General features: G+C 68.0%; 21 protein-coding genes. 14 read left to right on the forward strand and 7 right to left on the reverse strand.

What is annotated here, in order from left to right:
• Positions 1-48: 48 nt before the first annotated feature.
• Together AC6H42_RS27485 and AC6H42_RS27490 are read right to left on the reverse strand one after the other, a co-directional pair.
• Positions 49-1,068, reverse strand: a complete 1,020-nt coding sequence (locus tag AC6H42_RS27485) for an AraC family transcriptional regulator (RefSeq protein WP_057156475.1) — start codon at positions 1,066-1,068, stop codon at positions 49-51.
• Positions 1,065-1,967: a GGDEF domain-containing protein gene (locus tag AC6H42_RS27490; RefSeq protein WP_057156474.1), complete on the reverse strand. Its 903-nt coding sequence runs from the start codon at positions 1,965-1,967 to the stop codon at positions 1,065-1,067. The genes AC6H42_RS27485 and AC6H42_RS27490 overlap by 4 nt, the downstream gene beginning before the upstream one ends.
• 175 nt (positions 1,968-2,142) lie before the next feature.
• On the opposite strand from AC6H42_RS27490, the gene AC6H42_RS27495 reads away from it, so the two are divergent.
• The 5 genes from AC6H42_RS27495 (at position 2,143) to AC6H42_RS27515 (ending at position 10,785) form a co-directional block, all read left to right on the forward strand.
• Positions 2,143-4,677 (forward strand): TonB-dependent receptor, encoded by a 2,535-nt coding sequence (locus tag AC6H42_RS27495; RefSeq protein ID WP_497549403.1) that lies wholly within the window; start codon positions 2,143-2,145, stop codon positions 4,675-4,677.
• Between the two features lies 1 nt (position 4,678).
• Positions 4,679-6,667, forward strand: a complete 1,989-nt coding sequence (locus AC6H42_RS27500) for a phytase (RefSeq protein WP_497549404.1) — start codon at positions 4,679-4,681, stop codon at positions 6,665-6,667.
• A gap of 139 nt (positions 6,668-6,806) precedes the next feature.
• Positions 6,807-8,606, forward strand: a complete 1,800-nt coding sequence (locus AC6H42_RS27505) for an ABC-F family ATP-binding cassette domain-containing protein (protein WP_497549405.1) — start codon at positions 6,807-6,809, stop codon at positions 8,604-8,606.
• Positions 8,607-8,639: 33 nt separating this feature from the next.
• Positions 8,640-9,938 (forward strand): NCS2 family permease, encoded by a 1,299-nt coding sequence (locus tag AC6H42_RS27510; protein ID WP_497549406.1) that lies wholly within the window; start codon positions 8,640-8,642, stop codon positions 9,936-9,938.
• A 376-nt stretch (positions 9,939-10,314) separates the two neighbouring features.
• Entirely contained in the window at positions 10,315-10,785 is a 471-nt protein-coding gene (locus tag AC6H42_RS27515; RefSeq protein WP_497549407.1) for an Lrp/AsnC family transcriptional regulator, read from the forward strand.
• 13 nt (positions 10,786-10,798) lie between these two features.
• Here AC6H42_RS27515 and AC6H42_RS27520 read toward each other — a convergent pair whose 3' ends face one another.
• Positions 10,799-11,728, reverse strand: coding sequence for a LysR family transcriptional regulator (locus AC6H42_RS27520; protein WP_057156469.1), 930 nt, complete (start codon positions 11,726-11,728; stop codon positions 10,799-10,801).
• A 108-nt stretch (positions 11,729-11,836) separates the two neighbouring features.
• Here AC6H42_RS27520 and AC6H42_RS27525 point away from each other — a divergent pair, with 108 nt between their 5' ends.
• Together AC6H42_RS27525 and AC6H42_RS27530 are read left to right on the forward strand one after the other, a co-directional pair.
• Entirely contained in the window at positions 11,837-12,601 is a 765-nt protein-coding gene (locus AC6H42_RS27525) for an SDR family oxidoreductase (RefSeq protein WP_057156468.1), read from the forward strand.
• Positions 12,602-12,713: 112 nt separating this feature from the next.
• Positions 12,714-13,457: a DUF481 domain-containing protein gene (locus AC6H42_RS27530; RefSeq protein ID WP_057156758.1), complete on the forward strand. Its 744-nt coding sequence runs from the start codon at positions 12,714-12,716 to the stop codon at positions 13,455-13,457.
• A gap of 10 nt (positions 13,458-13,467) precedes the next feature.
• Here the strand turns inward: AC6H42_RS27530 and AC6H42_RS27535 are convergent, their stop codons facing one another.
• The 3 genes from AC6H42_RS27535 to AC6H42_RS27545 are packed head-to-tail and all read right to left on the reverse strand — an operon-like array spanning position 13,468 to position 17,341.
• On the reverse strand, positions 13,468-16,005 hold the full coding sequence (locus AC6H42_RS27535) for a cbb3-type cytochrome c oxidase subunit I (protein WP_497549408.1): 2,538 nt from the start codon (positions 16,003-16,005) through the stop codon (positions 13,468-13,470).
• Entirely contained in the window at positions 16,002-16,991 is a 990-nt protein-coding gene (locus AC6H42_RS27540) for a cytochrome c oxidase subunit II (protein WP_497549409.1), read from the reverse strand. The genes AC6H42_RS27535 and AC6H42_RS27540 overlap by 4 nt, the downstream gene beginning before the upstream one ends.
• Positions 16,992-16,993: 2 nt before the next feature.
• On the reverse strand, positions 16,994-17,341 hold the full coding sequence (locus AC6H42_RS27545) for a c-type cytochrome (protein WP_057156465.1): 348 nt from the start codon (positions 17,339-17,341) through the stop codon (positions 16,994-16,996).
• 131 nt (positions 17,342-17,472) lie between these two features.
• Here AC6H42_RS27545 and AC6H42_RS27550 point away from each other — a divergent pair, with 131 nt between their 5' ends.
• Both AC6H42_RS27550 and AC6H42_RS27555 read left to right on the forward strand, forming a co-directional pair.
• A complete protein-coding gene (locus AC6H42_RS27550; protein ID WP_229418252.1) occupies positions 17,473-18,306 on the forward strand; it encodes a c-type cytochrome in 834 nt (277 codons plus the stop codon).
• A gap of 66 nt (positions 18,307-18,372) precedes the next feature.
• Entirely contained in the window at positions 18,373-19,467 is a 1,095-nt protein-coding gene (locus tag AC6H42_RS27555; RefSeq protein WP_057156463.1) for an AI-2E family transporter, read from the forward strand.
• Here the strand turns inward: AC6H42_RS27555 and msbA are convergent.
• Entirely contained in the window at positions 19,464-21,308 is a 1,845-nt protein-coding gene (gene msbA / locus AC6H42_RS27560; protein ID WP_057156462.1) for a lipid A export permease/ATP-binding protein MsbA, read from the reverse strand. The genes AC6H42_RS27555 and msbA overlap by 4 nt on opposite strands.
• Before the next feature lie 87 nt (positions 21,309-21,395).
• On the opposite strand from msbA, the gene AC6H42_RS27565 reads away from it, so the two are divergent.
• From AC6H42_RS27565 to AC6H42_RS27585, 5 genes are all read left to right on the forward strand, one after another.
• Entirely contained in the window at positions 21,396-22,208 is an 813-nt protein-coding gene (locus tag AC6H42_RS27565; protein WP_497549410.1) for a crotonase/enoyl-CoA hydratase family protein, read from the forward strand.
• Between the two features lie 123 nt (positions 22,209-22,331).
• Positions 22,332-23,360: a choice-of-anchor J family PEP-CTERM protein gene (locus tag AC6H42_RS27570; RefSeq protein WP_082551927.1), complete on the forward strand. Its 1,029-nt coding sequence runs from the start codon at positions 22,332-22,334 to the stop codon at positions 23,358-23,360.
• Positions 23,347-24,792, forward strand: coding sequence for a PA domain-containing protein (locus AC6H42_RS27575; RefSeq protein WP_497549411.1), 1,446 nt, complete (start codon positions 23,347-23,349; stop codon positions 24,790-24,792). Before AC6H42_RS27570 ends, AC6H42_RS27575 begins: the two co-directional genes overlap by 14 nt.
• A gap of 73 nt (positions 24,793-24,865) precedes the next feature.
• Positions 24,866-25,726: a DMT family transporter gene (locus AC6H42_RS27580; protein WP_057156459.1), complete on the forward strand. Its 861-nt coding sequence runs from the start codon at positions 24,866-24,868 to the stop codon at positions 25,724-25,726.
• A gap of 54 nt (positions 25,727-25,780) precedes the next feature.
• Positions 25,781-26,434: a hypothetical protein gene (locus tag AC6H42_RS27585; RefSeq protein ID WP_497549412.1), complete on the forward strand. Its 654-nt coding sequence runs from the start codon at positions 25,781-25,783 to the stop codon at positions 26,432-26,434.
• The last annotated feature ends 133 nt before the right edge of the window (positions 26,435-26,567 follow it).

Consider the following 26,567-nt stretch of genomic DNA (forward strand, 5'->3'; position numbering starts at 1 on the left):
ATGATCATGGGTCTGTTGGACGCCAATTGTACAATGGCGCCGCGCGATTTAGTTGGCGCCGGAGAGCAGCGCTTCGCGCAGCAGGCCTGGCGTCTGGCCGGTCCAGCGCTTGAAGGAGCGGCGGAAATTGGTGGCGTCGTGGAAGCCCAGGTGCCGGGCCACGGCGTCGTTGTCGGCGCGGCGGGTCTGGAACAGGTATAAGGCGACGTGGGTGCGTACCTGGTCCAGTTCGGCCTGGAAGTGCGTGTGGTGGCGCGCCAGGTGGCGCTTCAGCGTGGCCGGACTGACGGCGAAGTCCGCCGCAGTCTGTTCCAGCGTCGGCGCGGCGCGCACGCGCGCCAGCAGGTAGTCGTACAGCACGGTCAGCAGGCTGGGCGATGTGGCGGCGGCCCAGGCCGGCATGACCGGCGGCGCCGGCGCGGGGGCGGCCGCCGGCCATGGACGGTCCAGCCACGCGGTGTCGATCAGCATGGCGTCGAGGTGGCAGTCGAAACGCAGGTCGGCGCCGAGGTGCACTTCGTGCTGTTCGGTGTAGCGCGGCCGCGTGCGGTTGAAACAGAAGCGCCAGGGCAGGCGCTCGCCGCCCAGCCAGCGGCACATGGACGCCAGCGCCGTCATGTGCATCTCGGCCAGGAAGGGCAACTGGCCGGGCGCGCCGTAACTGTCGGTCCAGTACAGCGCAGTCAGTGCGCCCTCCTCGCGAAAACGCGGGCAAAGCAGCGGCGACAGCAGGCACTGGCCGGCCGCCAGGATCTGCAAGGCTTCGCGCAGGCTGCCGGCGCGCAGCAGCGCGGCGCTGGCCGGACCGTAGTCGCCCGGCAGCATCTGCTGGCCCAGCATGAAGGCGGTATCGGCGCTACCGAGCACGCGCGCGGCGTTCTGCAGCAGCTGCAGATACTGCTGCGGCGTCAGGCGCAGTTCCGCAGGCGGCAGATCCGGCCCATCCAGCCCGCTGCCGCGCCACAGCGCCGGCAGCGCCGCATCGCGGCTGGCAGCGTAGTCCAGCACCTGCCACGGCTGGTGCCGCGCAGGGATCACCGCATCGCCGGCGCCGTGGTAGACGATCACGCCGCGGCCAGGCCGTGTCCGCCGCCTGCGGCTGCAGGCGCCAAGTCGACCGCCTTGCCCAGCTCGGCCAGCAAGGCCTCGGGCTCGCCTTCGGCCAGCGTGCAGGCGTGGCGCAGTCCCACCGCGATCTGTCCGGCGGGCGACGCGTGGCGCATCCGGCCCACCATGCTGCACAAGTGCTCGGCCAGTTCGCGCGCCTGCGCCTGCACCATGCCGGGCAACAGGATGGCGTAACGGTCGCCCGCGTAGCGGCACAACAAATCCTCGTTGCGCAGGTTAAGCAGCAGCATGTGGCCCACTGCCTGCAGCACCCGGTCGCCCTCGCGCTGGCCGTGTTCACGGTTGATTCTGTGGAAGCCGTCTATGTCCAGCAGCACTAGCGCGCATGGATTGCCCGGGGCGCGCGCGTGCTCCAGCCTTATCTGGGCGCGCAGGTAGTCGGCGCCGGCCAGCTGGGTTACACGGTCGAAGGCGCGATGGTCGCGGAACAGCCGTTCGCGTTTCTGCAAGTGTTCATTCAGGCTGAACTGTTCCTGGCGCCAGTAATACATGCCGCCCGTGAGTGTCAGCATCCCCAGCGGCATCAACGCCTCCAGCCAGTTGTCCCACAGCTGGTCCTTGGCGACATGGAAGAACTCATCCAGGCAATCCGCCCACGAACCCAGCATGATGGCCGCCAAGCCCAGCGCCAGCAGGCGCGTCACCAAGCCGCCCGGCCGGCTGCTCAGGGTAATCAGCAGCCAGATGCCCGCCATGGCGGACGTGCCGCCTTCGCAAAGGATATCCAGCCATTTCCATTGCGCCGGCGGCCTGGCCTCGCCCATGACCGCATAGATCACGGGGAACAGCAGCAAGCCGGCGGCCGACAGTATCAGATAGGGGCGGTGCAGTTTTAGCATGGCCGCAGCATAGCGGCGCTTTATGACAAGGGCATGACCGCCCCGGGAAGGCGCCCCTGGCAACGGGGGGAGGTGCAAACGGCTCACGCGCCGCACCCGCTTTGTAACAGAAGCGACATATTGCCTTTCTAGAATGCCCGGCGTTACCTCATCATTTCAACCAACGAAAAAAACCATGCACAAGCCAACCGCGCCAACCTTCCGCCTGTCCGCCCTCAGCATGGGCGTGCTGGCCATGCTGACCTCCATGGGCGTGCACGCCCAGGTGGCCGAATCCTCCTCCATGGCGGGCGTCGTCGTCATCACCGGCCAGCAAGCCAGCCTGCGCAAATCCATCGCCGCGCAGGACAAGGCCGACAACATTATCAGCGTCGTCAGCAGCGACGACATCGGCGGCCTGCCGGACAAGAACGCCGCCGAGGCACTGGCGCGCCTGCCGGGCGTGTCGGTGCAGCGCGACCAGGGTGAAGGCCGTTACATCACGGTGCGCGGCCTGGGGCCGGACCTGAACGCCGTCACCATCAACGGCGCGCTGGTGCCCTCGCCAGAAGCGGGCCGGCGCGCCGTGGCCCTCGACATCCTGCCGGCGGGCCTGATCCGCTCGCTGGAAGTGAGCAAGACCCTGACCCCGGACATGGACGCCAACTCCCTGGGCGCCACCGTGGAAGTGAAATCGCTGTCCGCCTTCGACCTGCCGGGCAAGGTGCTGTCGCTCAGCGCAGCGGCCAGCCGCGACCAGAACACGGCGCAGACCAGCCCCAGCGCCGGCCTGCTGTGGGCGCAGCGCTTCATGGACGGCCACCTGGGCGTGGCCGTGGGCCTGAGCGGCGAGAAGCGCAAGTTCGGCTCCGACAACGTGGAAACCGGGGGCGCCTGGGACGGCGACAAGCTGGGCGGCGTCGAATTCCGCGACTACCTGCCGGTGCGCGAGCGCCGCGCCGCCGCCATCAACCTGGACTACCGCCCGGCAGCGGGCAGCAGCTGGTTCATGCGCAACCTGCTGAGCCGCTTCAGCGACGACGAGGTGCGCGACCGCCTCACCATCAGCAATATCGCCGGCGGCAGCCTCACCGAAGGCGCTACCGCCAGCGCCCGCGCCGAGCGCCGCCTGCGCCAGCGCAAGTACACGCAAGAGATCCGCTCCACCGTGCTGGGCACCGAACAGAAGTTCGGCGACTGGCAGCTGAACGTGGAAGGCGGCGCCAGCCGCGCCAACGAAGACACGCCGGAATCGATCAATGACGCGCGCTTCCGCGGCAACGCCAACTTTGCCGGCATCGGTTTCAAGGACGGCGCCAAGCCGCAGCTCGCCGCGCCGGCCGGCGTCTACGACGCCGCCAGCTACAGCCTGAACGCCATCACGCTGCAGCAGCGCTATTCGGAAGACAAGGAACGCCATGCGCGCTTCGACCTGTCGCACGCCTTCCCTGTCGGCGAGATGCGCTCGACGCTGAAGTTTGGCGCCAAGACCAGCCGCCGCGAGAAGGCCAATGACACCAACCAGTGGACCTACAACAGCAGCAAGGCCAGCAGCGCCAACTACTGGGGCGCCGGCCCCACCGCCCTGGCCGCCTTCGTGGGCGCCGATGAACTGGACTACAAGCTGGGCCGCATCGGCACGGCCATCGATCCTTCCGCCGTGCGCGCCCGTGTCGCCGGCCTGGACCGCAATGCGGCGCGCCTCGCTGCGGAATCGGCCATCAACGATTTCCGCATGAAAGAGGACATCGACTCGGCCTACGTACAGAACACGCTGGCCTGGGACGCCTGGCGCGTGCTGGCCGGCGTGCGCGCCGAGCACACCAGCTTCGACGCGGCCGGCTCCCAGGTCAACGGCTCCGTCATCACCCCGTTGCAGCGCGAGCGCTCCTACACCAACTGGCTGCCGTCGCTGCAAGCGCGCTACGACGCCGACGAGCACACCAGCGTCCGCGCCGCCGTCACCAAGGCCGTGGTGCGCGCCAACTTCAGCCAGCTGGCGCCGGGCGTGAGCCTGGCCAGCGCCACCGAAGCCACCATCGGCAACCCGGACCTGGCCCCGCTGCAGGCGCGCAACCTGGACTTGGGCGTGGAACGCATCCTCGGCACCGACGGCACGGTGTCGGCCTATGCCTTCCACAAGGAGATCAAGAACTTCACCTACACCACCAACCTGGCCGGTACCGGCCAGTGGGCGGGCTACTCGTCGGCCACTTCCTACGCCAACGGCGACAAGGCCAGCGTGAAGGGCATCGAACTGGCCTGGACCCAGCCGCTGCGCATGCTCCCGGCGCCTTTCAACCGCCTGCTGGCGGGTGTGAACGCGAGCCTGAGCGACTCCAGGGCCAACGTGGCGCGCTTCGACACCAAGGCCGGCAAGGTCCTGTCGCGCAGCATCTCCATGCCGGGCCAGTCGGACCGCGTGATGAATGTGATGCTGGGGTACGAACAGGGTCCGGTCAGCACCCGCCTGGCGCTGAACTACAAGTCCGAGTACCTGCTTGAAATGGGCGACATCCTGAACCCGGCGCAGGACCGCATCGTCGACAGCCAGAAGCAGCTCGACCTGTCTTTCGCATACCAGATCAGCAAGCAGCTGCAGCTGCAGTTCGAGGCGTCCAACCTGAACAACGAGAAGTACTACGTCTACCAAGGCGTCAAGAACCATAACGCGCAGTACGAGCAGTATGGCCGCACCTATAAAATCACCCTGAAAGCCAGCCTGTTCTGATATGAAGACCCAAGCAATCATCACGGCGGCATTCGCCGCCTTCGCCGGCACCGCCGCAGCAGCCGGCGCCACCGCAGCCGGCCTGCCGGCCGGCGTTGCAACCACCGCGTCGATCGGCCCGGCCGGCTCGCCTGCCTCGGCAGGCTCCCTGGCTGCCATCGCGGCGGCCACGGAGCTGGCCGCGCTGCCGGACGGCGGCTGGCTGGCGCTCGACAAGAACGCCCTGCGCCTGCTGGATGCCAATGGCGCCGAACGCGCCCGCCATGCGGTGCGCGGCAAGCAGCTGGACACCCGCAGCCAGCCCGGCGGCGTGCTCGCCACGCTGGTCGACTCGAACACCGAGCGCACCGTCGCCATCGACGCGGACCTGAAAGCGGGCACGCTGCGCGTGCAGGCGCCCTTCCCGGCGCCAGCCTTCGCACCCGAAGCGGCCTGCCTGTACCGCGACGCCCAGCAGCTCAGCTACCAGTTCCTGATCGCCAAGGACGGCCAGGGCGAACAGTGGCTGCTGGACGGCGCCGAACGCAAACTGGTGCGCAGGCTCGCTTTGCCGACGCACGTGCGCCATTGCCGCGCGGACGACGCCACCGGCACACTGTTCGTCAGCGAGTCCGGCATGGGCTTGTGGGCCTACAACGCCGATGCGGAAGGCGCGGCCAGCGTGGGCGAGCGCCATGCGCTGGCGCTGCGCCCGCCGTACGGCAAGCTGCCCGGCGGCGCCGGCGCACTGGCGCTGCTGCCGGGCGGGCTGGCCATGCTGGACGCCAAGGGCAAGACGCTGAACCTGTTCAGCCTGCGCAACGGCGCCTGGCAGGCGCAAGCGCCGCGCGTGCTGAAGGCGGCCGCCTACGGCCGCACGCTGGCCAGCCGCAGCAGCGGCGCGCGCACCGAACTGCTGCTGAACGACGAGGATGCGAAGCAATGGCACGCCGTCCCGGCCGGACTGGCTGCGCAACGCGGCCTCGCAGCCGGCAGTGCCGCCACCGCTGCGGGCAACGCTGCGGCAGCCACCGCGCCCGCCGCCTCGCCTGCGGTCGTCCTGCCCCGTGCCCAGACCGAACCCATGGCGCGCCTGGGCGACGCTGCGGACGACCCGGCCATCTGGGTCCATCCATCCGATCCGTCCGCCTCGCGCGTACTGGGCACCAACAAGAAGCAAGGCTTGCTGGTCTACGACATGCACGGCAGGCAGACCCAGTTGCTGGAATCGGGCCGCCTGAACAACGTGGACCTGCGCCAGAATGTGCTGCTGGACGGCGCCCGTCACGACCTGGCACTGGCCACCCAGCGCGACGACAACAGCATTGTGCTGTTCACGATAGACGGCAGCGGCGCGGTCGCCGAAACCGCGAGGTTCCAGACCGGCCTGGAGAAAATCTACGGCATCTGCGTCTACCAGCCGGCCGGCGGCGGCCTGGAAGCCTTCGTCAACGACAAGGACGGCACGTTCCAGCACTACCGCATCGGCCGCAAGGACGGCGCCTACACCAGCACCCTGCTGCGCAGCTTCAAGGTCGCCAGCCAACCCGAAGGCTGCGTAGCCGACGACCGCAGCGGGCGCCTGTACGTGGGCGAGGAAAAGCGCGGCGTATGGACACTGCCGGCAGCTGCAGACCAGGGCTCGGCCATGCGCATGGTGCTGCCGGTTGGCGGCGTGCTGACCGCCGACGTGGAAGGCCTGTCGCTCTACCACGGTGCGCAAGCGAGCTACTTGGTGGTGTCCAGCCAGGGCAGCAACAGCTATGTGGTGCTTGATGCGGCTGCACCGCACAAGGTGCGCGGCAGCTTCCGCATCGGCCTGAACGTGGCGGCCGGCATCGACGGCGCTTCCGAAACGGACGGCCTGGATGTCAGCTCCGCCAACCTTGGCGGCGCCTACAGCGAGGGCATGCTGGTGGTGCAGGACGGCTACAAGCGCCTGCCCGACGGTCCGCAAAACTTCAAGTACGTGGCCTGGTCCGATATTGCCACCGCCCTGAAGCTGCGCTAAAATGCGTGCGCTGCCCATTTTTCGGGCAGCGCCCATTCAGGAGTATGCGCCGATGAAGAAGTAAGCCCCCTCAGCAAGAGAACGCACGACCGCCGCGCGGCCTGCGTATGACGTCATATCTCGTCTGGAGCTTACTTTTATGGCAGTACTTGTCAACGCCACCGCCACGGTGGCCGTGGCGCCGTCCAACGCGCCCTCACCTTCCAGCGTTTTCTCGATCGCCCTGCGCCGGTTGTCGCTGGCACTGCCTTCCGGCCGCGTCCTGTTCGACCGCCTGGAGGCCACTTTCCACGCCGAACGAACCGGCCTGGTGGGCGCCAACGGCACAGGCAAAAGCCTGCTGGCCCGCGTCATGGCAGGCCTGGTCGCGCCCGACAGCGGCGCCGTGCTGCGCGAAGGCGGCGTCGTGTTCGTGCCGCAGGAAATACGCCCTGCCGCCGGCGACACGGTTGCCGCCGTGGCCGGGCTGGCCGCGCTGTTCGACGCGCTGCGCCGCATGGACGCGGGCGAAGTCCGCAGCGACGACCTGGATCTGCTGGAGGGCCGCTGGCACATGGCGGCCGAATTCGCGCAGGCGCTGGCCGAGTGCGGCATGCCGCAACTGCGGCCCGGCGACAGTGCCGCGGGCCTGAGCGGCGGCGAACTGATGCGGGTGGCCCTGGCGGGCGCCTTCCTGTCCCGGGCGGCAGGCCTGCTGCTGGACGAACCCACCAATCACCTGGACCGCGCCGGGCGCGCATGGCTGTGTGCGCGCTTGCTGGACTGGCGCGGCGGCGCCGTGGTCGTCAGCCACGACCGCGAGCTGCTGGACACGATGGACCGCATCGTCGAGCTGGACGCGGCCGGCCTGCACAGCTATGGCGGCAACTACAGCCACTACGAGACACAGCGCGAGGCCGCCGGCAACGCCGCGCGCGGCGCGCTGGAACACGCGCGCAATGAACGCGACACGGCGCTGCGCGCCCTGCGCAAGCAGCACGACGGCCAGCAAGCCCGCGCTGCCCGCAATGCCAGGGTGGGCAAAGAGGCCAATATCGCCCCTATCCTGCGCGGCAAGCTGAAACGGCAGGCCGAGGCCAGCGCCGGCCGCGAAGTCCAGCGCCGCGCCGACACCAGCGCAGCCCTCGACGATGCAGTGCGCGAGGCCGCGTCCCGCCTGAACGCACCCGCAGCCGTCGCCCTGCTGCTGCCGGCCAGCACCGTCCCGCCGGGCAGGCGCGTTGTCCAGTTCGACAGCGTGGTGCCGCCGTATCCGCCGCCAGGCTTGCAGACGCCCCTCGCGCGCGGCGGCGCCGGCGGCGCCCCGCCCCCGGCAGCGCAAGCCGGTGCGGCACTGGACTTCACGCTGGCCGGCCCGGTGCGGCTTGCGATCACAGGCCCCAACGGCTGCGGCAAGACCACGCTGCTGAAAATGATGGCGGGCCTGTTGCCGCCTTTGTCCGGCGAATGCCGGATCTGCGTGCCGCACGCCTGGCTGGACCAGCATGCCGCCGCCCTGCTGCCGCCAGAACTGACGGTGCTGGAGCGCCTGCGCCAGCTGGACAGCCCCTTGCTGGAAGGCGAACTGCGCAGCCGCCTTGCCCTGCTGGGCCTGCAGACGGCGCAAGTGCAGACGCCTTCCTGCCTGCTGAGCGGCGGCGAACGCCTGAAAGCGGCGCTGGCCTGCGCGCTGTGGCGCGGGGAGCCGGCCCAGCTCCTGCTGCTGGACGAACCCACCAACCACCTCGACCTGGCCGCGGTGCGGGCACTGGAACAGGCGCTGCAAAGCTACACCGGCGCGCTCGCCGTGGTCTCGCACGACGCCCGCTTCCTGGACGCCCTCGGGCTGACCCATCAACTGGACCACCGGCTGGACCACCGGCTGGACCACCGGCTGGACCACCGGCTGGCGCCCGCGCCACACCGCCAAAACGGCTTTTGGGAGCTGACCGAGAGATGATATGCTGCTCCTGACACCATTCCGGGAGCCCCAATGTCCATCGCTGAAAAACTATTCAAACTAAAAGAAGCCGGCTCGGACGTGCGGACCGAAACCGTGGCAGGGATCACCACTTTCCTCACCATGGCCTACATCATCTTCGTCAACCCCGCCATCCTTGGCGACGCCGGCGTGCCCAAGGAAGCGGTGTTTGTCGCCACCTGCCTGGCCGCCGCGCTGGGCACGGCCATCATGGCGCTGTACGCCAACTACCCGATCGGCATGGCGCCCGGCATGGGCCTGAATGCCTATTTCGCCTACGCCGTGGTGCTCGGCATGGGCGTGCCCTGGCAATCGGCGCTGGGTGCGGTATTTATTTCAGGCTGCCTGTTTGTCGTCGTCAGCTTGCTTGGGCTGCGCGGCCTGATTATCAACGGCATCCCGCACGGACTGCGCACCGCCATCACGGTCGGCCTGGGACTGTTCCTGGCGTTGATTGCGCTCAAGAGCGCCGGCATCGTCACCGCCAATCCGGCCACCATGGTCACTGCGGGCGACCTGCACAAGCCGCCGGCGCTAATGGCCATCTTCGGTTTCATGCTGATTGTGGCGCTGGACAAGCTGAAAGTACGCGGCGCCATCCTGATCGGCATCGTCGCGGTGACCCTGCTCAGCTTCGTCTTCGGCGACAACAAGTTCAACGGCATATTCTCCGCACCGCCATCGCTCGACCCGACCCTGCTGAAGCTCGACATCAAGGGCGCCCTGTCGGTCGGCATCGTCAATGTGGTGCTGGTGTTCTTCCTGGTTGAACTGTTTGACGCCACCGGCACCCTGATGGGCGTGGCCAGCCGCGCCGGCCTGCTGGTGCCGGGAAAAATGGAGCGCATGAACAAGGCCCTGCTGGCCGACAGTGCCGCCATCGTGGCCGGTTCGCTGCTGGGCACCTCCAGCACCACCGCCTACGTTGAAAGCGCGTCGGGCGTGCAGGCCGGCGGCCGCACCGGCCTGACCGCGCTGGTGGTGGCCCTGCTGTTCCTGGCCTGCCTGTTCATCGCCCCGCTGGCCGGCGCCGTGCCGGCCTATGCCACCGCCCCTGCCTTGCTATTCGTGGCCTGCCTGATGCTGCGCGACCTGGCGGATATTGACTGGAGCGACACCACGGAAAGCGTACCGGCTGGTATCACCGCCATGCTGATTCCGTTCACGTACTCGATTGCGCACGGTATCGCCTTCGGATTCATCACCTACGCCGTGCTCAAGCTGCTCACCGGCCGCGCGCGGGAAGTCAAACCCATCGTGTGGATCATCGCCGCCGTGTTCACCTTTAAATACGCTTACCTTCCGGGCTGATTTCCCGGCAAAGGCCTGCGCTACCGGCGATTCCTTGATCGCCAGGATGCCGACGACGTTGTGCAGCCGCATGCGGCACAACGTCAGAAGATCCTCCTCCGGCGCCCCCAGCCGCATCCGCACGTCCATGCCCTGCGGGCACTGGCTGATTCGCATCGCCTCCAGATCGATTCCGGCCCGGCGCACAATCGCAAGTGCGTTCTCGAGCGTGGACAGGGCTGCGTCTGCTTCGATGGTGAAGCGCAGGCTTTTCCGGCAGGGAGTGGTGTGTGTGTTCATGTTGAGAACTATACGGCCCGACCAGGAAAATAGGCTTCCTGTTATTGCGCCATTTTCGCTAGAATGAAGAATATTCTTCTTCATTTTTGTCAATATCATGAATTCCACACCAAACATCGATGAAACCGACCGCCGCATCCTGCGCGCACTGCGGCGCGACGGCCGCCTGAGCAACACCAAACTGGCCGAACAGGTGGGCCTGTCCACCACCCCGTGCTGGAACCGGGTGCGGGCGCTGGAAGAGAACGGCGTGATCGAAAGCTACACGGCGGTGCTGAACCAGCAGGCGCTCGGCCTGCCGGACACAGTCATCATCGAGGTGACGCTGGACCGCCACGACGACGAGATCTTCGAGAAATTCGGCCAGGCGCTGGCCGACCTGCCGGAAGTGATCGAAGCCTACCTGCTCACCGGGGAGTACGACTACCTGATCAAGGTGGCGGTGGCCGGCACCGCCGGCTACGAGGAATTCCTGCGCCGCAAGCTATACAAGCTGCCCGGCCTGCGCCACAGCCGTTCCACCTTCGTGCTGCGCTGCCTGAAACGCGCGCATTCCGTGGAACCATGACGCTTTCCGCCCGCTAGTAGTTGCCGCTGTCGAAGATGGCCGCCACCTCAGGGCGCCGGAAGTGCTCCACCACGTAGTCGACAAACACACGCGTCTTCGCCGGCAGCAGCTTCTTGCTGGGATAGTAGATCGACACCGGCCCCGCGTCCGCGTGCCAGCCCGGCAGCAAGCGCGCCAGCGCGCCGCGCTTCAGCCAGTGCGCAGCGTGGGGCATGGGCAGCAGCGCCACGCCCAGGCCGCGCATGGCGGCGTGCGCCATCGCCTCCGGGTCGTCGAATATCATGCGCGGACGGCTGGCGGCCAAGCCCTGCTCGCCGCTGTCGTGCGCCAGCGTCCACACTTTGGCGCGCCCGGTGCCTGCCGAGCGCCGCACGATGCCGTCGAATTGGGCCAGGTCGGCTGGATGGCGCGGCCACTCACGGCCTTCCATATAGGCCGGCGACGCCACCGCCACCATATCGACCTTGGTCAACTCCCGCGCCACCACGCCCGGCGACAGTTCGATGCCGCCCCCGATGGCCGCGTCGAACCCGCCGCCCACCAGGTCCACCTGGCGGTTGTCGAAGTGCCAGTCCGGCAGCACGGCCGGATAGCGCTGCAGGAAATCGTCCAGCAGCGGCAGCAGGTACTCGCGTCCGAAGGCCAGCGCCATGCCCACTTTGAGCACGCCTGACGGCTGGCCGTCGTCCGCCGCCGCGTTGGCGAAGGCGTCCCTCAAAGTGGAGAAAGCGCCGCCTGCCTGATGCAGGAAGCGTTCGCCGCCGCTGGTGAGCGTGAGACTGCGGGTGCTACGCTGGAACAGCCGCAGTCCCAGGCTTGCCTCCAGGCGCGCCACGTTCTTGCTGACGGCGGCCGGCGTCAGGCCGAGCCGGCGCGCGGCGGCGGAAAAGCTGCCCGTCTCGGCGGCGTGGATGAATGATTCCAGGTAGTTAAGGGGCTCCATCGTTTTATTTTATACCATCAGTTGAAACTGCAATAACGGATTACGGTCTAGCGGAGAGGTAATTACAAGGACATACTGGACTCATCAACCCACCCAAGGAGAAACAACATGAACACCACCACCATCACCACCGCTACCACCTTCGCCAACAAAGTCGCCTTCGTCACCGGCGGCGCGCGCGGCATCGGCGCGGCAGTCGTGCGCCGCCTGGCAGAGGGCGGCGCCGCCGTCGCCTTCACCTACCAGTCCTCGTCCGCCGTGGCCGAGGCGCTGGCCGACAGCATCAAGGCCGCCGGCGGCCGCGCCCTCGCCATCAAGGCCGACGCTGCCGACGCTGCCGCCGTCACCGCCGCCATCGCGCAGACCGCCGCCGAATTCGGCAAGGTCGACATCCTGGTCAACAACGCCGGCGTGCTGCGCATGGGCGACGTGGCCGAGTTCTCGCTGAAGGACTTCGACGACACGGTGGCCGTCAACATCCGCGCGGTGTTCGTGGCCGTGCAAGCCGTGCTGCCCTTCATGGACAAGGGCGGCCGCATCATCAACATCGGCAGCACCAATGCCGTGCGCATGCCGTTTGCCGGCGCAGCCGCCTACGCCATGAGCAAGTCCGCCCTGCTGGGCCTGGTGCAAGGCCTGTCGCGCGACCTGGCGCCGCGCGGCATCACCATCAACAACGTGGGTCCCGGCCCGGTCAACACCGACATGAACCCGCAGGACAGCGACTTCGCCGCCGTCATGCACGGCCTGATGGCGATCCCGCGCCACGGCACCCCGGAAGAAGTGGCCGGCATGGTGGCCTACGTTGCCAGCCCTGAAGCGGGCTTCGTCACCGGCGCCAACCTGCTGATCGACGGTGGCTTCGCATCATAAGCTGGCAAATTGTAACGATTGTGTCATGAACGGCGGGGGCCAGCGGCATTAAGGTACAATGCTGGCTCACCGTATTCTGGCCGGCCTGCCCGAGCAGCACGGCACACAACACATGAAATTGATTTCGATTCTCGCGCTGGCGCTGGCCGCCGCGCACGGCGGCGCGGCCGCCCAGGACATCCCTGAACGCACCTGGTCCACCTCGGCCGAACTGGGCGCCATTACCACCACCGGCAACACCGTCGGCACTTCCGTCACCGGCAAGATCGATGCGCGCCAGGAGCTGGACAACTGGAGCAACGAATACATCCTGAGCGGCTATTTCAAGGAAGACGAAACCCACACCGACAACGGCGACAAGGTGCGCGAGCGTTCGGCCGAGCGTTTCGCCCTGTCGGCCAAGGCCGCCTACAAGCTGGTGGACGAGAACAAGAAGCTGTTCGTGCTCGGCTCCCACGTGGACGACAAGTTCGGCGCCTACACCACTTACAGCTCGCTGTCGGTCGGTCACAGCTCGCGCTGGCTCAAGTCGCGCGACAAGACCCTGGACGTGGAACTGGGTCCGGGCTACTTCACCGGCACGCGCGCCACCGGCGAATCCGAGAACGGCCTGACCGTGCGCGGCGCAGCCTCGATGCGCTGGCAGCTCAGCCCTTCCGCGCTGTTCACGCAAACGGTCAGCATGGAACGCGGCACCTCGAACCTGCACTCGCAGGCCGAGACGGCGCTTAGCACCAAGATCAACGGCACCATGCAGATGAAGGCCGCCTTCAGCGCCCGCAGCGACACCAACGTCCCCGAAGACAAGAAAAACACCGATACGCAAACCTCGCTGACCCTGGTGTACTCCTTCTGAAGCAGTTCTCCTAGGCCTGGCCCATGATGCGCGGCAGCCAGGCCGCCAGCACGCCCTGCGCCGCCGTGTAGTACCAGATCAGGGCCACATTGTTCAGCGTGGCCCGGCTGTCGGCGGTCAGGTGCCCGCGCCACGAGCGCGCGCACAGGTAGGGCGCGGCCAGCGTCAGCAGCACCACGTGCAAGGCCTGGTAGGCGCTCAGCACCGCTACCGACGCGCTCCATGCATCCCTCTTGGCCGACAGGCCGGCCGTCGCCAGGCTGGCGATGTCGCTGCCCATCGCGGCCAGCGTACACGCCAGCGCGCCTGCGACCAGCAGCAGCAAGCCGCATTGCGGTTCGCCCGGCATCTCGCCTGGCCGCGCGGGCCGGCAGGCCAGCGCTATCAATGCGGCTCCCGCCACCCACAGCGCGCTCGACAGCCAGGCCCATTGTGCCGCAGGCAGGCTGGCGCCCGGTGGCGGGCACACGGCCAGCTGCATCGCCAGGTGGATGTGTGTGAACCCGAATGACGCGAAGATGCAGCCGTCCACCACCAGCATGATTACGCAGGCCCACCACGAATGGCCCCTGCAGCCGCGCTCTCCCACCGGCAGCCGTAGCCGGTCCGCCACTTTCGCGCTCGCCATCGGCGGCACGCGGTCGGTCTGCCACAGCCAGGCCATGACGGCGGCCACCGCCAGCAGGCCGCACAACCAGGCCGGCACGGTCCACTTTACCGTAAGCAGCAGGAAGTAGCCCGCCGTGCCAGCCGCCGCCACCAGCGGCCACCAGCTGTCGCCTGCCAGTATCAGCAGGTAGCGCGGACTGGCGTCCTTCCAGCTGGTGAAGATGGTTTCGCGCCGTCCAGTGGCTGTGCCGGGCAGGAAGTGCGCGCCGCGCTCGACCTGTTCGGCCAGGCCCTCCTGCTCCCATAGCGGCTCGCTCGACGTCACCAGCGGTATGCTGCGCGGACCGTATTCCTCGTCCGGCAGCCACTCCATGGTGGCCGCCCCCCAGGGGTTGCCCTTGTCCTGCTCCGGGCGGCACAGCGTGCGTACCACCTCGACCGTGAACAGCAGCACACCGGCGGCGAACACGAAAGCGCCGATGGTGGAGACCATGTTCAGGCCATTCCAGCCCAGGTCCGGCGCGTAGGTGTAGACCCGGCGCGGCATGCCCAGCAGGCCCGTGATGTGCATCGTGAAGAAGCCCAGGTTGAAGCCGCCGAACATGAGCCAGAAGGCCCAGCGATTGCTGCGCTCGGACATGGTGTGCCCGTTCAGCAGCGGCAGCCAGTAGCAGATGCCGGCGAACACCGGGAACAGCATGCCGCCCACCAGTACGTAGTGCAGGTGGGCGACAATGAAATAGCTGTCGTGCGCCTGCCAGTCGAACGGCAGCACGGCCACCATCACGCCGGTCAGCCCGCCGAGCGCGAAGATGGACAGGAAGCCCAACATGAACAAGGTGGGGCCGTTCATGCGGCCGGTGTGCGGATCGCGCCGCACGCCGGCCCGCCAGATCGTGGCGATCCACGCGAACACCTGGACCGAGGCCGGAATCGCCACCACCATGCTGGCCGCCGACACCAGGCTGGCCGACAGCAGCGTGAGGCCGCCGGTGAACATATGGTGCGCCCACAGCGCGAAGCTGACGACACCGGTGACGGCCATCGACCAGATCACCGCATGGCGCCCCACCAGCGGCGTGCCGGCGATCGCGGGAAGCATGGTGGACACCAGCCCGGCAGCGGGCAGGAAGATGATGTACACCTCCGGGTGGCCGAAGAACCAGAACAGATGCTGCCACAGGGCCGGGTCGCCGCCGCGTTCCGGGATGAAGAACGGCCAGTCCCATGCCCGTTCCAGTTCCAGCAGCGCGGTACCGGCGATGACCGCCGGGAACGCGAACACGATCATCAGGCCGACGACCAGCATGGCCCACGCGAACACCGGCATGCGCGCGAGCGTCATGCCGGGCGCGCGGGTAAACAGGATGCCGACAACAAGCTCGATGGCCCCGGCGATGGCGGAGATTTCAATGAAGCCTATGCCCAGCAGCCAGAAGTCCGCTCCCAGGCCGGGCGACCAGGCCTTGCCGGTCAGCGGCGGGTACATGAACCAGCCGCCATCCGGCGCCAGGCCTGCGAACAGCGTGCAAAAAAAGGCCAGGCCGCCGATGGCGTAAGCCCAGTAAGCGTAGGCCGAAAGGCGCGGGAACGGCAGGTCGCGCGCACCCAGCATATTGGGCAGCAGGTAGACGGCGAACGCTTCCACCACGGGGATGGCGAACAGGAACATCATCACCGTGCCGTGCATGGTGAACAGCTGGTTGTAAGTGGCCGCGCCCAGCAGCGTGTTGCCGGGCACGGCGAGCTGCAGCCGCATCAGCAGGCCAAGCACGCCGGCCAGCAGGAAGAACAGCAGTGCCGTGGCCAGGTACAGGCGGCCGATGTTGGTGTTGTTGACGGTACTGAAGTGGCGCCAGCCGGAGGGCGTGCGCCACACGCGCTCCAGCTGTTCCAGCTCGCCGGGTGGACGCGGCAGGCTATTGGGCAGCTGGCTCATTTCAATTGCTCCAGGTAGGCGGCCAATGCCCGCAGCGATTCCGGGTCGACGCCGCTGGCGGCCGGCATGCGCACACCGGCCTTATGGGCATTCGGATCGGCGATCCATGCGGCCATGGCGCCAGGCTCGTTGCGCAGCGTGCCGGCAGCCAGGTAGAGCCGGCTTGCCACGTGCGTCAGGTCTGGTCCAGCGCCGGACAGCTGCAAGGGACCGGCACCCGGAGCCAGCCCCGCCGCTCCCCCCGCGGTGCGGACCGCGTGGCAGGCAGCGCAGTGCTGCAGGAAGAGTTCGCGACCCAGCGCAAGCGGCGCGCCGCCTTCGCCCACGGCAGGTAGCGGCTGCGGGCGCGCCTGCTGCGCCAGCCACGCGGAAAAGGCGGTCGGCGGCTCGACCACAACGTGCAGCGCCATCCTGGCGTGCTGGATGCCGCAGTACTCGGCGCACTGGCCGCGATACACGCCGGTTTTCACCGGGCGCAGCGAAAGTCCGGTCATCCGGCCCGGCACCATGTCCATTTTGCCCGCCAGCGCAGGGACCCAGAAGCTGTGGATCACGTCCGTGCTGGTAAGCGCCAGGTAGACCGGGCGGTCCGCAGGCAGGTGCAGCTCGTTCGCCAGGACGATGTCCGCTCCACCGGACGGATCGCTGTAGCGCACTTCCCACCACCACATCCTGGCCGTCACCGACACCAGCAGCGCGCCGCGCGAGGTCTGCGGGTCGAGCTGCGCGCTGCGCACCACGTTGTAGGCCATGAGTGCGGACAGCACGGCAACCGGCAGCAGCACGCCGCCGCCAACAATCCATAGTCCGGGGCGCAGCACCCGCCCGCCTGCTCCGGCCGCGCCGCCCTGCCCGCGCCGGCGCAGGCTTAGCCCGAGCAGCAGCATCACGCCGCCGAAAATCAGCGCCGCGCCCGCAATCAGCACCCAGGCCATTTGCGAGATGATGGCCGCGTCGGCACTGGCGGGGGCAAAGACGGCGTCCATGTTCAGCGCAGCGTGTAAAGGTAAGCAGCCATGTCGCGCGCATCGGCCGGCGAGACGCCCATGGCGGGCATCGCCGTGCCGGGTTTGGCGGCCGGCGGGTCGACGATCCAGCGTTGCAGCACGTCCGGGGTGTTGGGCAGTTGTCCGGCGATATAACTGGCGCGCCCGAACGTGTCGAGGGCCGGACCGATCCGCCCCTGGGTCCCTTCCACACCCGGGATGCTGTGGCAGGCAGCGCAGTGATAGCGCACCAGCAGGGCCCTGCCGGCGCCGGCGTTGCCGCCCGGGACGGGCATGGGCGCCGGACCGTCGTCGCTGCACCCGGCCAGCAAAGCCAGGGGCAGAGCCATGCAGCTGACTGTCCGATAGGTGCGCACCGCTGAACTCCTGTGCTGATGAGGCCAGTAGCTATAATACAAGCATGCCAAAATTGGCTAATTTCTATTGACCAAGAACAATGCCATCCAACCGGCGCCGGCTGATGCTCAAGACCATGGCTGCAACCACGGCCGGACTGGCTGCGCTCGGCGCGCTGGGCGCTTATCTGCTCGTCGAATCGGGGTGGTACAACGTGGCCGCCAATGAGCAGCACCTGCAGCCGGTGCACAGCTTGCTGGAACGGGCCATGCACCAGTCGGTGCGGCGCTACGCCAGCGCCACTTCCGCGCCGCCGCTGGACGAACCCGAACTGATACGGCGCGGCGCGGCGCTTTACCGCAGCCATTGCGTAGTCTGCCATGGCGGTCCGGGCGTGGCGCAGGAGAAGTTCGGGCAAAGCATGCAGCCCGTACCCGGCCCGCTGGTGGACGCGGCGCGCCGCTGGCAGCCAGCCGAGATGTACTGGATTATCCGGCACGGTATCAAGATGAGCGGCATGCCGGCATGGGAGTACCACATGGCCGAGCAGGACCTGTGGGCCACGGTGGCCTTCGTCGCCGAGATGCCGAGAATGACGCCGGCAACCTACAGCGACTGGATGGCACAGGCTACCGGGTCAGGCGCTGCGGCAGGCCACGGCGCACAGGGCGTCCTGCCCGGCCGCCCGGAACGCGGGCGCGCGGCCCTCACGCAATACGCTTGCCAGGCCTGCCACATGATACCGGGCGTAACCGGTTCACGCGTCTACGTCGGGCCGCCGCTGCAAGGCATTGCCGGCCGCGCCCTGATCGCCGGGCGGCTGCCCAATTCCGCCGCCAGCATGGCGCTCTGGATGCGCGACCCGCGCCATGTGCAGCCGGGTACCGCCATGCCCGTGCTGGGCGTGTCCGAGCAGGACGCGGTGGACATCGCCGCGTACCTTCAAACGCTGCACTGATCACTGAACCGGGCCCGACGCCCACGGCGTGCGTCACGCATTTGCGAAATGCGCAATCATATACCGATGAGCGACGACCATACCCCGCAGGCGGCCGACACCGGCCAGCGCGGTTTCCTGCACCGCGTTGTGCTGATGGACGGCATCGCCGCCCTGTTCCTGCTGACGCTGGCCGCCTTATGGTTTGCGGCGGACGCGCTGCTGCTCATCTTCGCCTGCATCCTGTTCGCCATCCTGCTCAACGCGCTGGCCCGCATCGCCCACCGGCGTTTGCGCCTGCCGTCGCGCCGCATTGCACTGGCGCTGGTGCTGGCCTTGCTGGCGGCGCTGCTCGGCGTGGGCGGCTGGCTGATGGCGCCGCAGCTGTCGGAACAGGCCAGCCACCTTGCCCAGGTGGTGCCCACCTCGCTCGACCAGGTACGGGCCGAACTGGCGCGCTATCCAAGGTTGCGCAGCCTGCTCAACGAGCTGCCCAGCAACAAGGACCTGGCGCGGCAGCTCTCTGCCATGGTGCCCAACGCCGGCCTGTTCTTCTCCGGCGTGTTCGGCGCGCTGGGCAACGCCATCATCATCCTCGCGGTCGGCATCTACTTCGCCATGCGTCCGCGGCTCTACATCGACGGCATTGTCACGCTGGTGCCGCCGGGCCGCCGCCCGCGTGCCCGCGCGGTGCTGGACGAAATCGGCGACACACTGTCCAAATGGCTGGTGGGGAAAGCCTGTTCGATGGTGGCGGCCGGCGTGATGACCGCCGTCGGGCTTAGCCTGCTGGGCGTGCCGATGGCGCTGCTGCTGGGGCTTATCGCCGGGCTGCTGGACTTCATTCCCTACGTGGGGCCGCTGATGGCGGGGGTGCCGGCGCTGCTGATCGCGTTCTCGGACAGCCCCACGCAAGCGCTGTACGTGCTGCTGCTGTTCGGCGGCATCCAGGTGGTGCAAGGCTACCTGCTGGAACCGCTGATCGACCAGCACACGGTGGCGCTGCCGCCAGCGCTGACCATCGCCATGCAGGTCACGTTCGGCGCGGTGTTCGGCATGGCCGGCGTGGCGCTGGCCACGCCGATGACGGCGGTATTGATGGTGCTGGTGGTGATGCTGTACGTGCAGGACGTGCTGGGCGACGACGCCAAGCCGCCCGCGCAGATGGCGAAAAAGGATTAGCCCGGCACCGGCGCCTGCTTCTGGGTCTGGTACAGGCGCGCGTAATGGCCGCCGCGCTCCAGCAGCGCGTCGTGGCTGCCCGATTCGGCGATGCGGCCGGACTCCATCACCACGATGCGGTCCGCCTTCTCGATAGTGGACAGGCGGTGCGCGATGACCACCGTGGTGCGACCCTGCATCAGCACTTCCAGCGCGGCCTGCACCTGGCGTTCGGACTCGGTGTCCAGCGCGCTGGTGGCTTCGTCCAGGATCAGGATGGGCGCGTTCTTGTACAGCGCGCGCGCGATCGCCAGGCGCTGGCGCTGGCCGCCGGACAGGCGCGAGCCGTTCTCGCCCACCTGCGTCTGGTAGCCCTGCGGCTGCTTCATGATGAAGTCGTGCGCATAGGCCGCGCGCGCCGCCGACTCGATGCGGGCCTGGTCCGGGGCCGGGTCGCCGTAGGCGATGTTGGAAGCCAGCGTGTCGTTGAACAGCACCACGTCCTGGCTCACCAAGGCGATTTGCGAGCGCAGTTCGGCCAGGCGGTAGTCGCGCAGGTCGTGGCCGTCGAGCAGGATGCGGCCCTGGCCCACGTCGTAGAAGCGCGGCAGCAGGCCGGCCAGCGTGGTCTTGCCGCTGCCGGAGCCGCCCACCAGCGCCACCGTTTCGCCGGCGGCGATGTCAAGCGACACGTCGCGCAGGGCCGGCGCCGCGTCCGGGTCGCCCACGTTGTACTGGAAACCCACGTTTTGCAGCGAAATACTGCCGGTGGCGCGTTTCAGCTCGCGCGTGCCCTGGTCCACCTCGGCCGGCGCGTCGATCAGCCCGAACACCGACTTGGCGGCAGCCAGGCCGCGCTGCAGCGGCTCGTTAATCTTGGTCAGATTCTTGATCGGCGACTGCATGGCCATCAGCGACACCATGAAAGCGACGAACGCACCTGGCGACAAGTGGCCGGCGCGGGCACGCAGCAGCGCAAAGTAGATTACGGCCGACAGCGTGATCCCCACCAGCATCATGATCAGGCCCGAATTCATCGCCGCCGTGGCGGCGTGCTTCACCGCCAGATGGCGGTTATGCTTGACCACGTCGTGGAAGCGGCGCTGCTCGTACGCCTCGCCGCCGAATATCTTCACCACGCGCTGGCCGCCGATGCTTTCATCGAGCACGCTGCTCAATTCTCCCATGGCGGCCTGCGCATCCTCGGCCAGGCGGCGCATGCGGCGCCCCGCCACGGTCACCACCACCGCCACCAGTGGCAACAGGCCGAAGCAGAAGCATGCCAGTTGCCAGTCGATGGTGATCAGCAGGATCAAGTAGCCGACCGTCGCAACAGAGTCGCGCACAAAGACGTTCAGCACGTTCAGGCCGGCCTGGGCCACCTGGGCAGCGTCGTACGCCACACGCGACAGGGTGGCGCCGGTGGAAGTCTGGTCGTAATACTTGTTCGGCAAGCGCAGCAGGCGCGCGAACATGGCTTCGCGCATATTGGCCTGGACGCGGCTGGTGAGCCAGGCCGAGCCGTAATCGGCGGAAAAGCTGCTCACCATGCGCAGCAGCGCCAGGCTGGTGATGACCAGCGGGATGCTCCACAGCGCTGCCTCGGCAGGATTGCCGGGCAAGAGCGAATCCAGCCAGCTCTGCACCGTCACCATCATGCCGCCGGTGGCGCCCTGGATCGCGCCCAGCGGACCGGCGGCCGAGCCGGCGGGCTGCAAGGCATCCACCACGTTTTGCAACTGGCGAATCAGCATAACGTCGGTGGCCGCCGCTATGCCCACTGCGAGCAGCGTGGCGAACATGGCGCCAAGATAGGGACGGAACTGTCCAAGCAGGCGGAAGTAGAGTTGGCGGCTTTGCACTAGAACACTGTTTCTAATTACGGAAGCATGCATTGTAATCGCATAAAATGCCCACGGCACCCCATCATCCTAATAAAAGAGACCACCATGAGTTACGAAACCTTGCAAGTGAGCCTGGAAGCGCATGTGGCCGTGATACGGCTGAACCGTCCGGACAAGGCCAACGCCATGAACCTGGCCATGTGGCACGAAATCCGCACCGCCTTCGAGTGGGCCGACAGCACGCCGGAAGTGCGTGCCGTGGTGCTGGAGGGCGAAGGCAAACTGTTCACGTCCGGCATCGACCTGCAGATGATGATGGGCCTGGCTGCCTCGATCCGCAACGACTGCGACGGCCGCACCCGCGAAAACCTGCGCCGCACCATCCTCGACCTGCAGGATTGCCTGAGCAGCCTGGAGCGCTGCCGCAAGCCGGTGCTGGCCGCCATCCACGGCGCCTGCATCGGCGGCGGCATCGACCTGGTCACCTGCGCCGACATGCGCTACTGCTCGGCCGACGCCTGGTTCAGCGTGAAGGAAATCGACATCGGCATGACGGCCGACGTCGGCACCTTGCAGCGCCTGCCCCGCCTGATCGGCGAAGGCACGGCGCGCGAGCTGGCCTACACCGCCCGCAGGGTGGACGCGGCGGAAGCGCGCGAGATCCGCCTGGTGAACCGCGTGTTCGAATCGCCCGAGGCGCTGGCGGCAGGCGTGCGCGAGATCGCCGCCGGCATCGCCGCCAAGTCGCCGCTGGCCATGCGCGGCACCAAGGAAATGATCAGCTACGCGCGCGACCACAGCGTGGCCGACGGCTTGAACTACATTGCTACCTGGAACGCCGCGATGCTGATGTCGAACGACCTCCAGGCAGCCATGATGGCCAATATGAGCAAGCAAATTCCCACGTTCGACGACTAGTTCAGCCATTAATCGCTTGATATAGAACAAATATCAATATCTTAATGTTGCCTTTCCATACACTGAAACGGCGCGGCGCATCTTGCGCTTCGTTTAATTTCTCAGCGAAAAGGAGAGTGCACCATGAGAACTCCAGCAAGATCTTTGCATGCGGTCCTGGCGGCGATGCTGGCCGCCGCCCCGCAGGCGCGAGCCGAGGTAACCGTACTCAGCACCGGGTTTGACGATGTCGGCGCGCTGGGCGGCTGGCTGTTCGTCAACCAGAGCAACCCGTCCGGCTCGCTCTGGTTCCAGGGCAACAGCGGCATCTTCCCGGCGCAGGCTGGCGCCGGCAACGCCTATATCGCCGCCAATTTCCTCAGCGCGGGCCAGGGCAGCGGCACCATCGACAACTGGCTCATCACTCCGGAACTGAGCCTGCCGGGCGCGGCCACCCTCAGCTTCTACACCCGCAGCGCCGCCACACCCGGCTTCAGCGACCACCTTGAGGTACGCTACTCCAGCGGCGGTTCCGCCATCGGCGATTTCAGCAACGTGCTGTTGACCCTGGGCGGCGGCGGCCCCTATCCCGCCCTCTGGCAGCAGTACTCGCTGACCACGGACCCCGGTACCACCGTCCGTTTCGCCTTCCGCTATACCGGGCCTGCGGCCAACGCCGACTATATCGGCCTGGACACGGTGGTGGTGAACGCCGTGCCCGAGCCGTCCGTATGGCTGATGCTCGCCGGCGGCCTGCTGCTGGTGCTGTGGCGCGCGCGGCGCCGTGCCTCCGTGGCGCGCCTGCTGGCGATGGCGTCCTTGCTGGCCGGTGCGCAAGGTGCGGCGGCGGCCGGGCAGGACGGCATGGTACTGGTGCGCGACGCCGAAACCGGCGCCCTGCGCGCGCCCACGGCGGCCGAGTTCGAGGCCCTGCGGGCGCAGCAGGGACGTCCTCCCACGGTGGCGCCGCAAGTGTTCCAGCACCCGGACGGCACCCGCCAGTCGCGCGTCGCCCAGCGCCAGGTCTACTCGGTGGCCACGCGCGGCGCGGACGGCGTCCTGGCCAGCCGCTGCGTGCATGGCGAGCAGGCGGCCGAGGCCGCCCTGCGCCAGGATGGTTCCCGCCCGCGGGGCGCCAACGCCAGCGAGGAAAACAGCCATGAACACCGTTAACCGCCTCGTCTCGCGCGCTGCGGCCGCCGCCCTGCTCTGCTGCGCAAGCCTGGCCGCAGGCTGGGGCGCAGCCTTTGCCGCCGTGCCCATCGTCATCGTCGTCGCCGACGGCCCCGGCGAGGGCTTCAACGACCCCACGCCGGCCGCGCCGGTGGGCGGCAACACCGGCACGACGCTGGGCGAACAGCGCCTGATAGCCTTCACCTACGCCGCCAAGCTGTGGGGCAGCCGGCTCAACAGCAGCGTGCCGATCCGCATCCGCGCCGCCTTCGATCCCTTGCCGTGCAGCGCCAACAGCGGCGTGCTGGGCGCGGCCGGGGCGTGGGACATCTTCGCCGACTTCCCCGGCGCGCCCAAGGCCAACACATGGTACCCGGCCGCACTGGCCAACAAGCTGCGCGGCGCCGACCTGTCCGCCCCCGGCGACCCGCACATCGGCGCCACCTTCAATTCGCGCCTGGGCCTGGCGGCCGACTGCCTGCCCGGCGGCGGCTTCTACCTGGGCCTGGACGGCAACTTCGGCAGCGCCACCGACTTCGTTACCGTGCTGCTGCACGAAATCGCACACGGCCTGGGTTTCCAGACCTTCACCGACGAGGCCAATGGCCAGTACTACGCCGGCGTCCCGTCGATCTGGGACCACTACCTGCTCGACAACCGCCTCGGCCACGAGTGGGTGGAGCTGACCCCGGCCCAGCGCGCCGCCTCGGCCATCAGCAACGACGGCCTGGCGTGGAACGGCCCGTTCGTGACGGCGGCGGTACCGGACGTGCTGGACCCGGTGTCCCGCCTCACGGTGGCCGGCCCGGCAGCCGGTCCCGCCGCGCGCGACTACGAGGTGGGCGACGCCTCCTTCGGTCCGCCGCTGGCCAATCCGCCGCTGACCGGGCAGGTGATGCCGGTGGCGGACCAGCCCGATGGCCGTGGCCTGGCGTGCGAGCCGCTGTCGCCGCAAAACGCGCTGGCCGTGAACGGCAACGTGGCGCTGGTGGACCGTGGCGCATGCGCCTTCGTGGTGAAGGCGCTCAACGTGCAGAACGCGGGCGCCATCGCCATGATTGTGGTGGACAACGTGGCCGGGCCGCTCACCGGCCTGGGCGGCGCCGATCCGGCCGTCGCCATCCCGGCGGTCCGCCTGACGCAGGAGGATGGCAACGCCATCCGCGCGCAGTTGCAGCGCCGCTCCCGCACCCAGTCCGGCGTAACGGCCAGCCTGGGGGTGAATCCGCTGAAACTGGCGGGCGCGGACCCCGAGCGGCGCATGCTGATGTACGCGCCCGATCCGCTGCAGCCGGGATCCTCGGTGTCGCACTACAGCACGGCCGCCAAGCCCAACCAGCTGATGGAGCCAGCCATCAGCGGCGACCTGTCGCACGAGGTGGCGCCGCCGCGCGACCTGACCCTGCCGCTGCTGAAGGACATCGGCTGGTAGCGCCGTCGTAGCCGAATTCGGTTTGCAAGCCGGGCGCGTTCAGGTCTAATGGGGGTTTTATTGCCCGGCTGCCATGTCCCGCTCCAGCGCCCTGCTCAAACTGCACTTCGCCGCCCTGCTGTTCGGCAGCACCGCGCTATTCGGTCATGCCATGAGCGCCAGTCCGGTCATGATCGTGTTCGGACGCACCGCCTTCGCCGTGCTGGCGCTTGGCCTGTTTGCCGCCTGCGGCAGGCGTGCGCCCTGGCACGGCCTGGCAGCGCGCGACATCGGCAAGCTGATGGGGGCTGGCGTGGTGCTGGCGCTGCACTGGGTCACCTTCTTCATGGCCGTGCGCAGCGGCGGCGTGGCGCTGGCCACGCTAGGCTTCGCCTCCTTCCCGGTGTTCGTGGCGCTGCTGGAACTGGCCATCCTCGGCGAGCGCCTGCGCGCCCGGGACGCGGCCGTGCTGCTGCTGGTGCTGGCCGGCCTGGTGCTCATCACGCCCGCCTTCGACTTGCGCAACGCGTCCACCACCGGCCTGCTGTGGGGCATCCTGTCCGGCGCCATCTACGCCTGCATCGCCGTGTTCAACCGCTACCTGTCCAGCGCGGCCAGCGGCACCCAGTCGTGCTGGTGGCAGTGCCTGGCGGCGGCCTGCGTGCTGGCCCCGTTCGGCTGGCGCGAAGCGGCCGCGCTCGAGGCCGGCGAATGGCTGCTGCTGGCCTGCCTGGGCGCGGTATGCACCGGGCTGGCCTACACCATGCTGATCCAGGCGCTGGAACAGGTGAAGGCGCAGACCGTGGCCATCGTGATCTGCATGGAACCGGTGTACGCCATCGCGCTGGCCTGGCTGCTGTTCGGCAGCGCGCCGGGCGCGTCCGTCCTGCTGGGCGGAGCGCTCGTCATCGGCGCGGTAATGCTCTCGACATTGCAGCCTAGAAAGCTGGCCTGAGTGCTAGAATATTGTTTATTAAATATGACACGCGCAACCCGGCGCATTCTCACCATGGCTAAAAATCGGACCCTGCTGCCCGGCATCGCCGTTTCACTGCTGCTGCATGCCGGGCTGATCGCCATGATGGCCGCCCCCGTGCACCGCGAGCGACCGCCCGACCCGCGCCGCATGATGGTGTGGCTGACGCCGCCCGCCGCCCTTCCCTCGTCCCAGCCCGTCGGCACGCCCGTCCCTGCGGCTGCCCCGGAAATGGCCACCCGGCGCGCGCCGCTCCCGCCGCCTCGCCTCTCGCAACGGCCAGGCAGCGCCGTCCGCGCGCAATCGGCCGCGCCCGTGGAACAGCCGTCCGCCGTCGCGCACAGCGGCGCCACCCCGCCGGCCACGGCGCAGGCGGGGCCCAGCCTGCCGGCCGATCCCTTCGCGCCAGCGGCAGCGCCTGTCCAGGGCAAATTTGACGTGAGCGCCGCCATGAAATCGGCCCGCAAGCTGGCCACCGCCAAGTCCACCAAGGATGATCCGCCCATCGCACAGATCTACGACAAGCCCCTGTACGGCCCGCCGTCCGATACGCCGCTGGGCAGCGCGGTGGGCCGCACCGCCCGCGCCGACTGCAAGGACGTGGCGTCCGGCACCGGCATCCTGGCCCTGATTATCGTGCCGGTGATGATACTCACCGACAAAAAGGACTCCGGCTGCAAATGGTAGCCGCTGCCAACCGCTATGGTCACCGCCTGAGCAGCAGCCCCGCCGGATGTCTATACAACGGAGTCAGCAAGATGTTTTTGAGCAATAGCCGCAGGCGTGGTACATTTTTGTTCAGAACAACCACCACTCCGGT

Source organism: Massilia sp. NBRC 108631 (assembly GCF_059704565.1).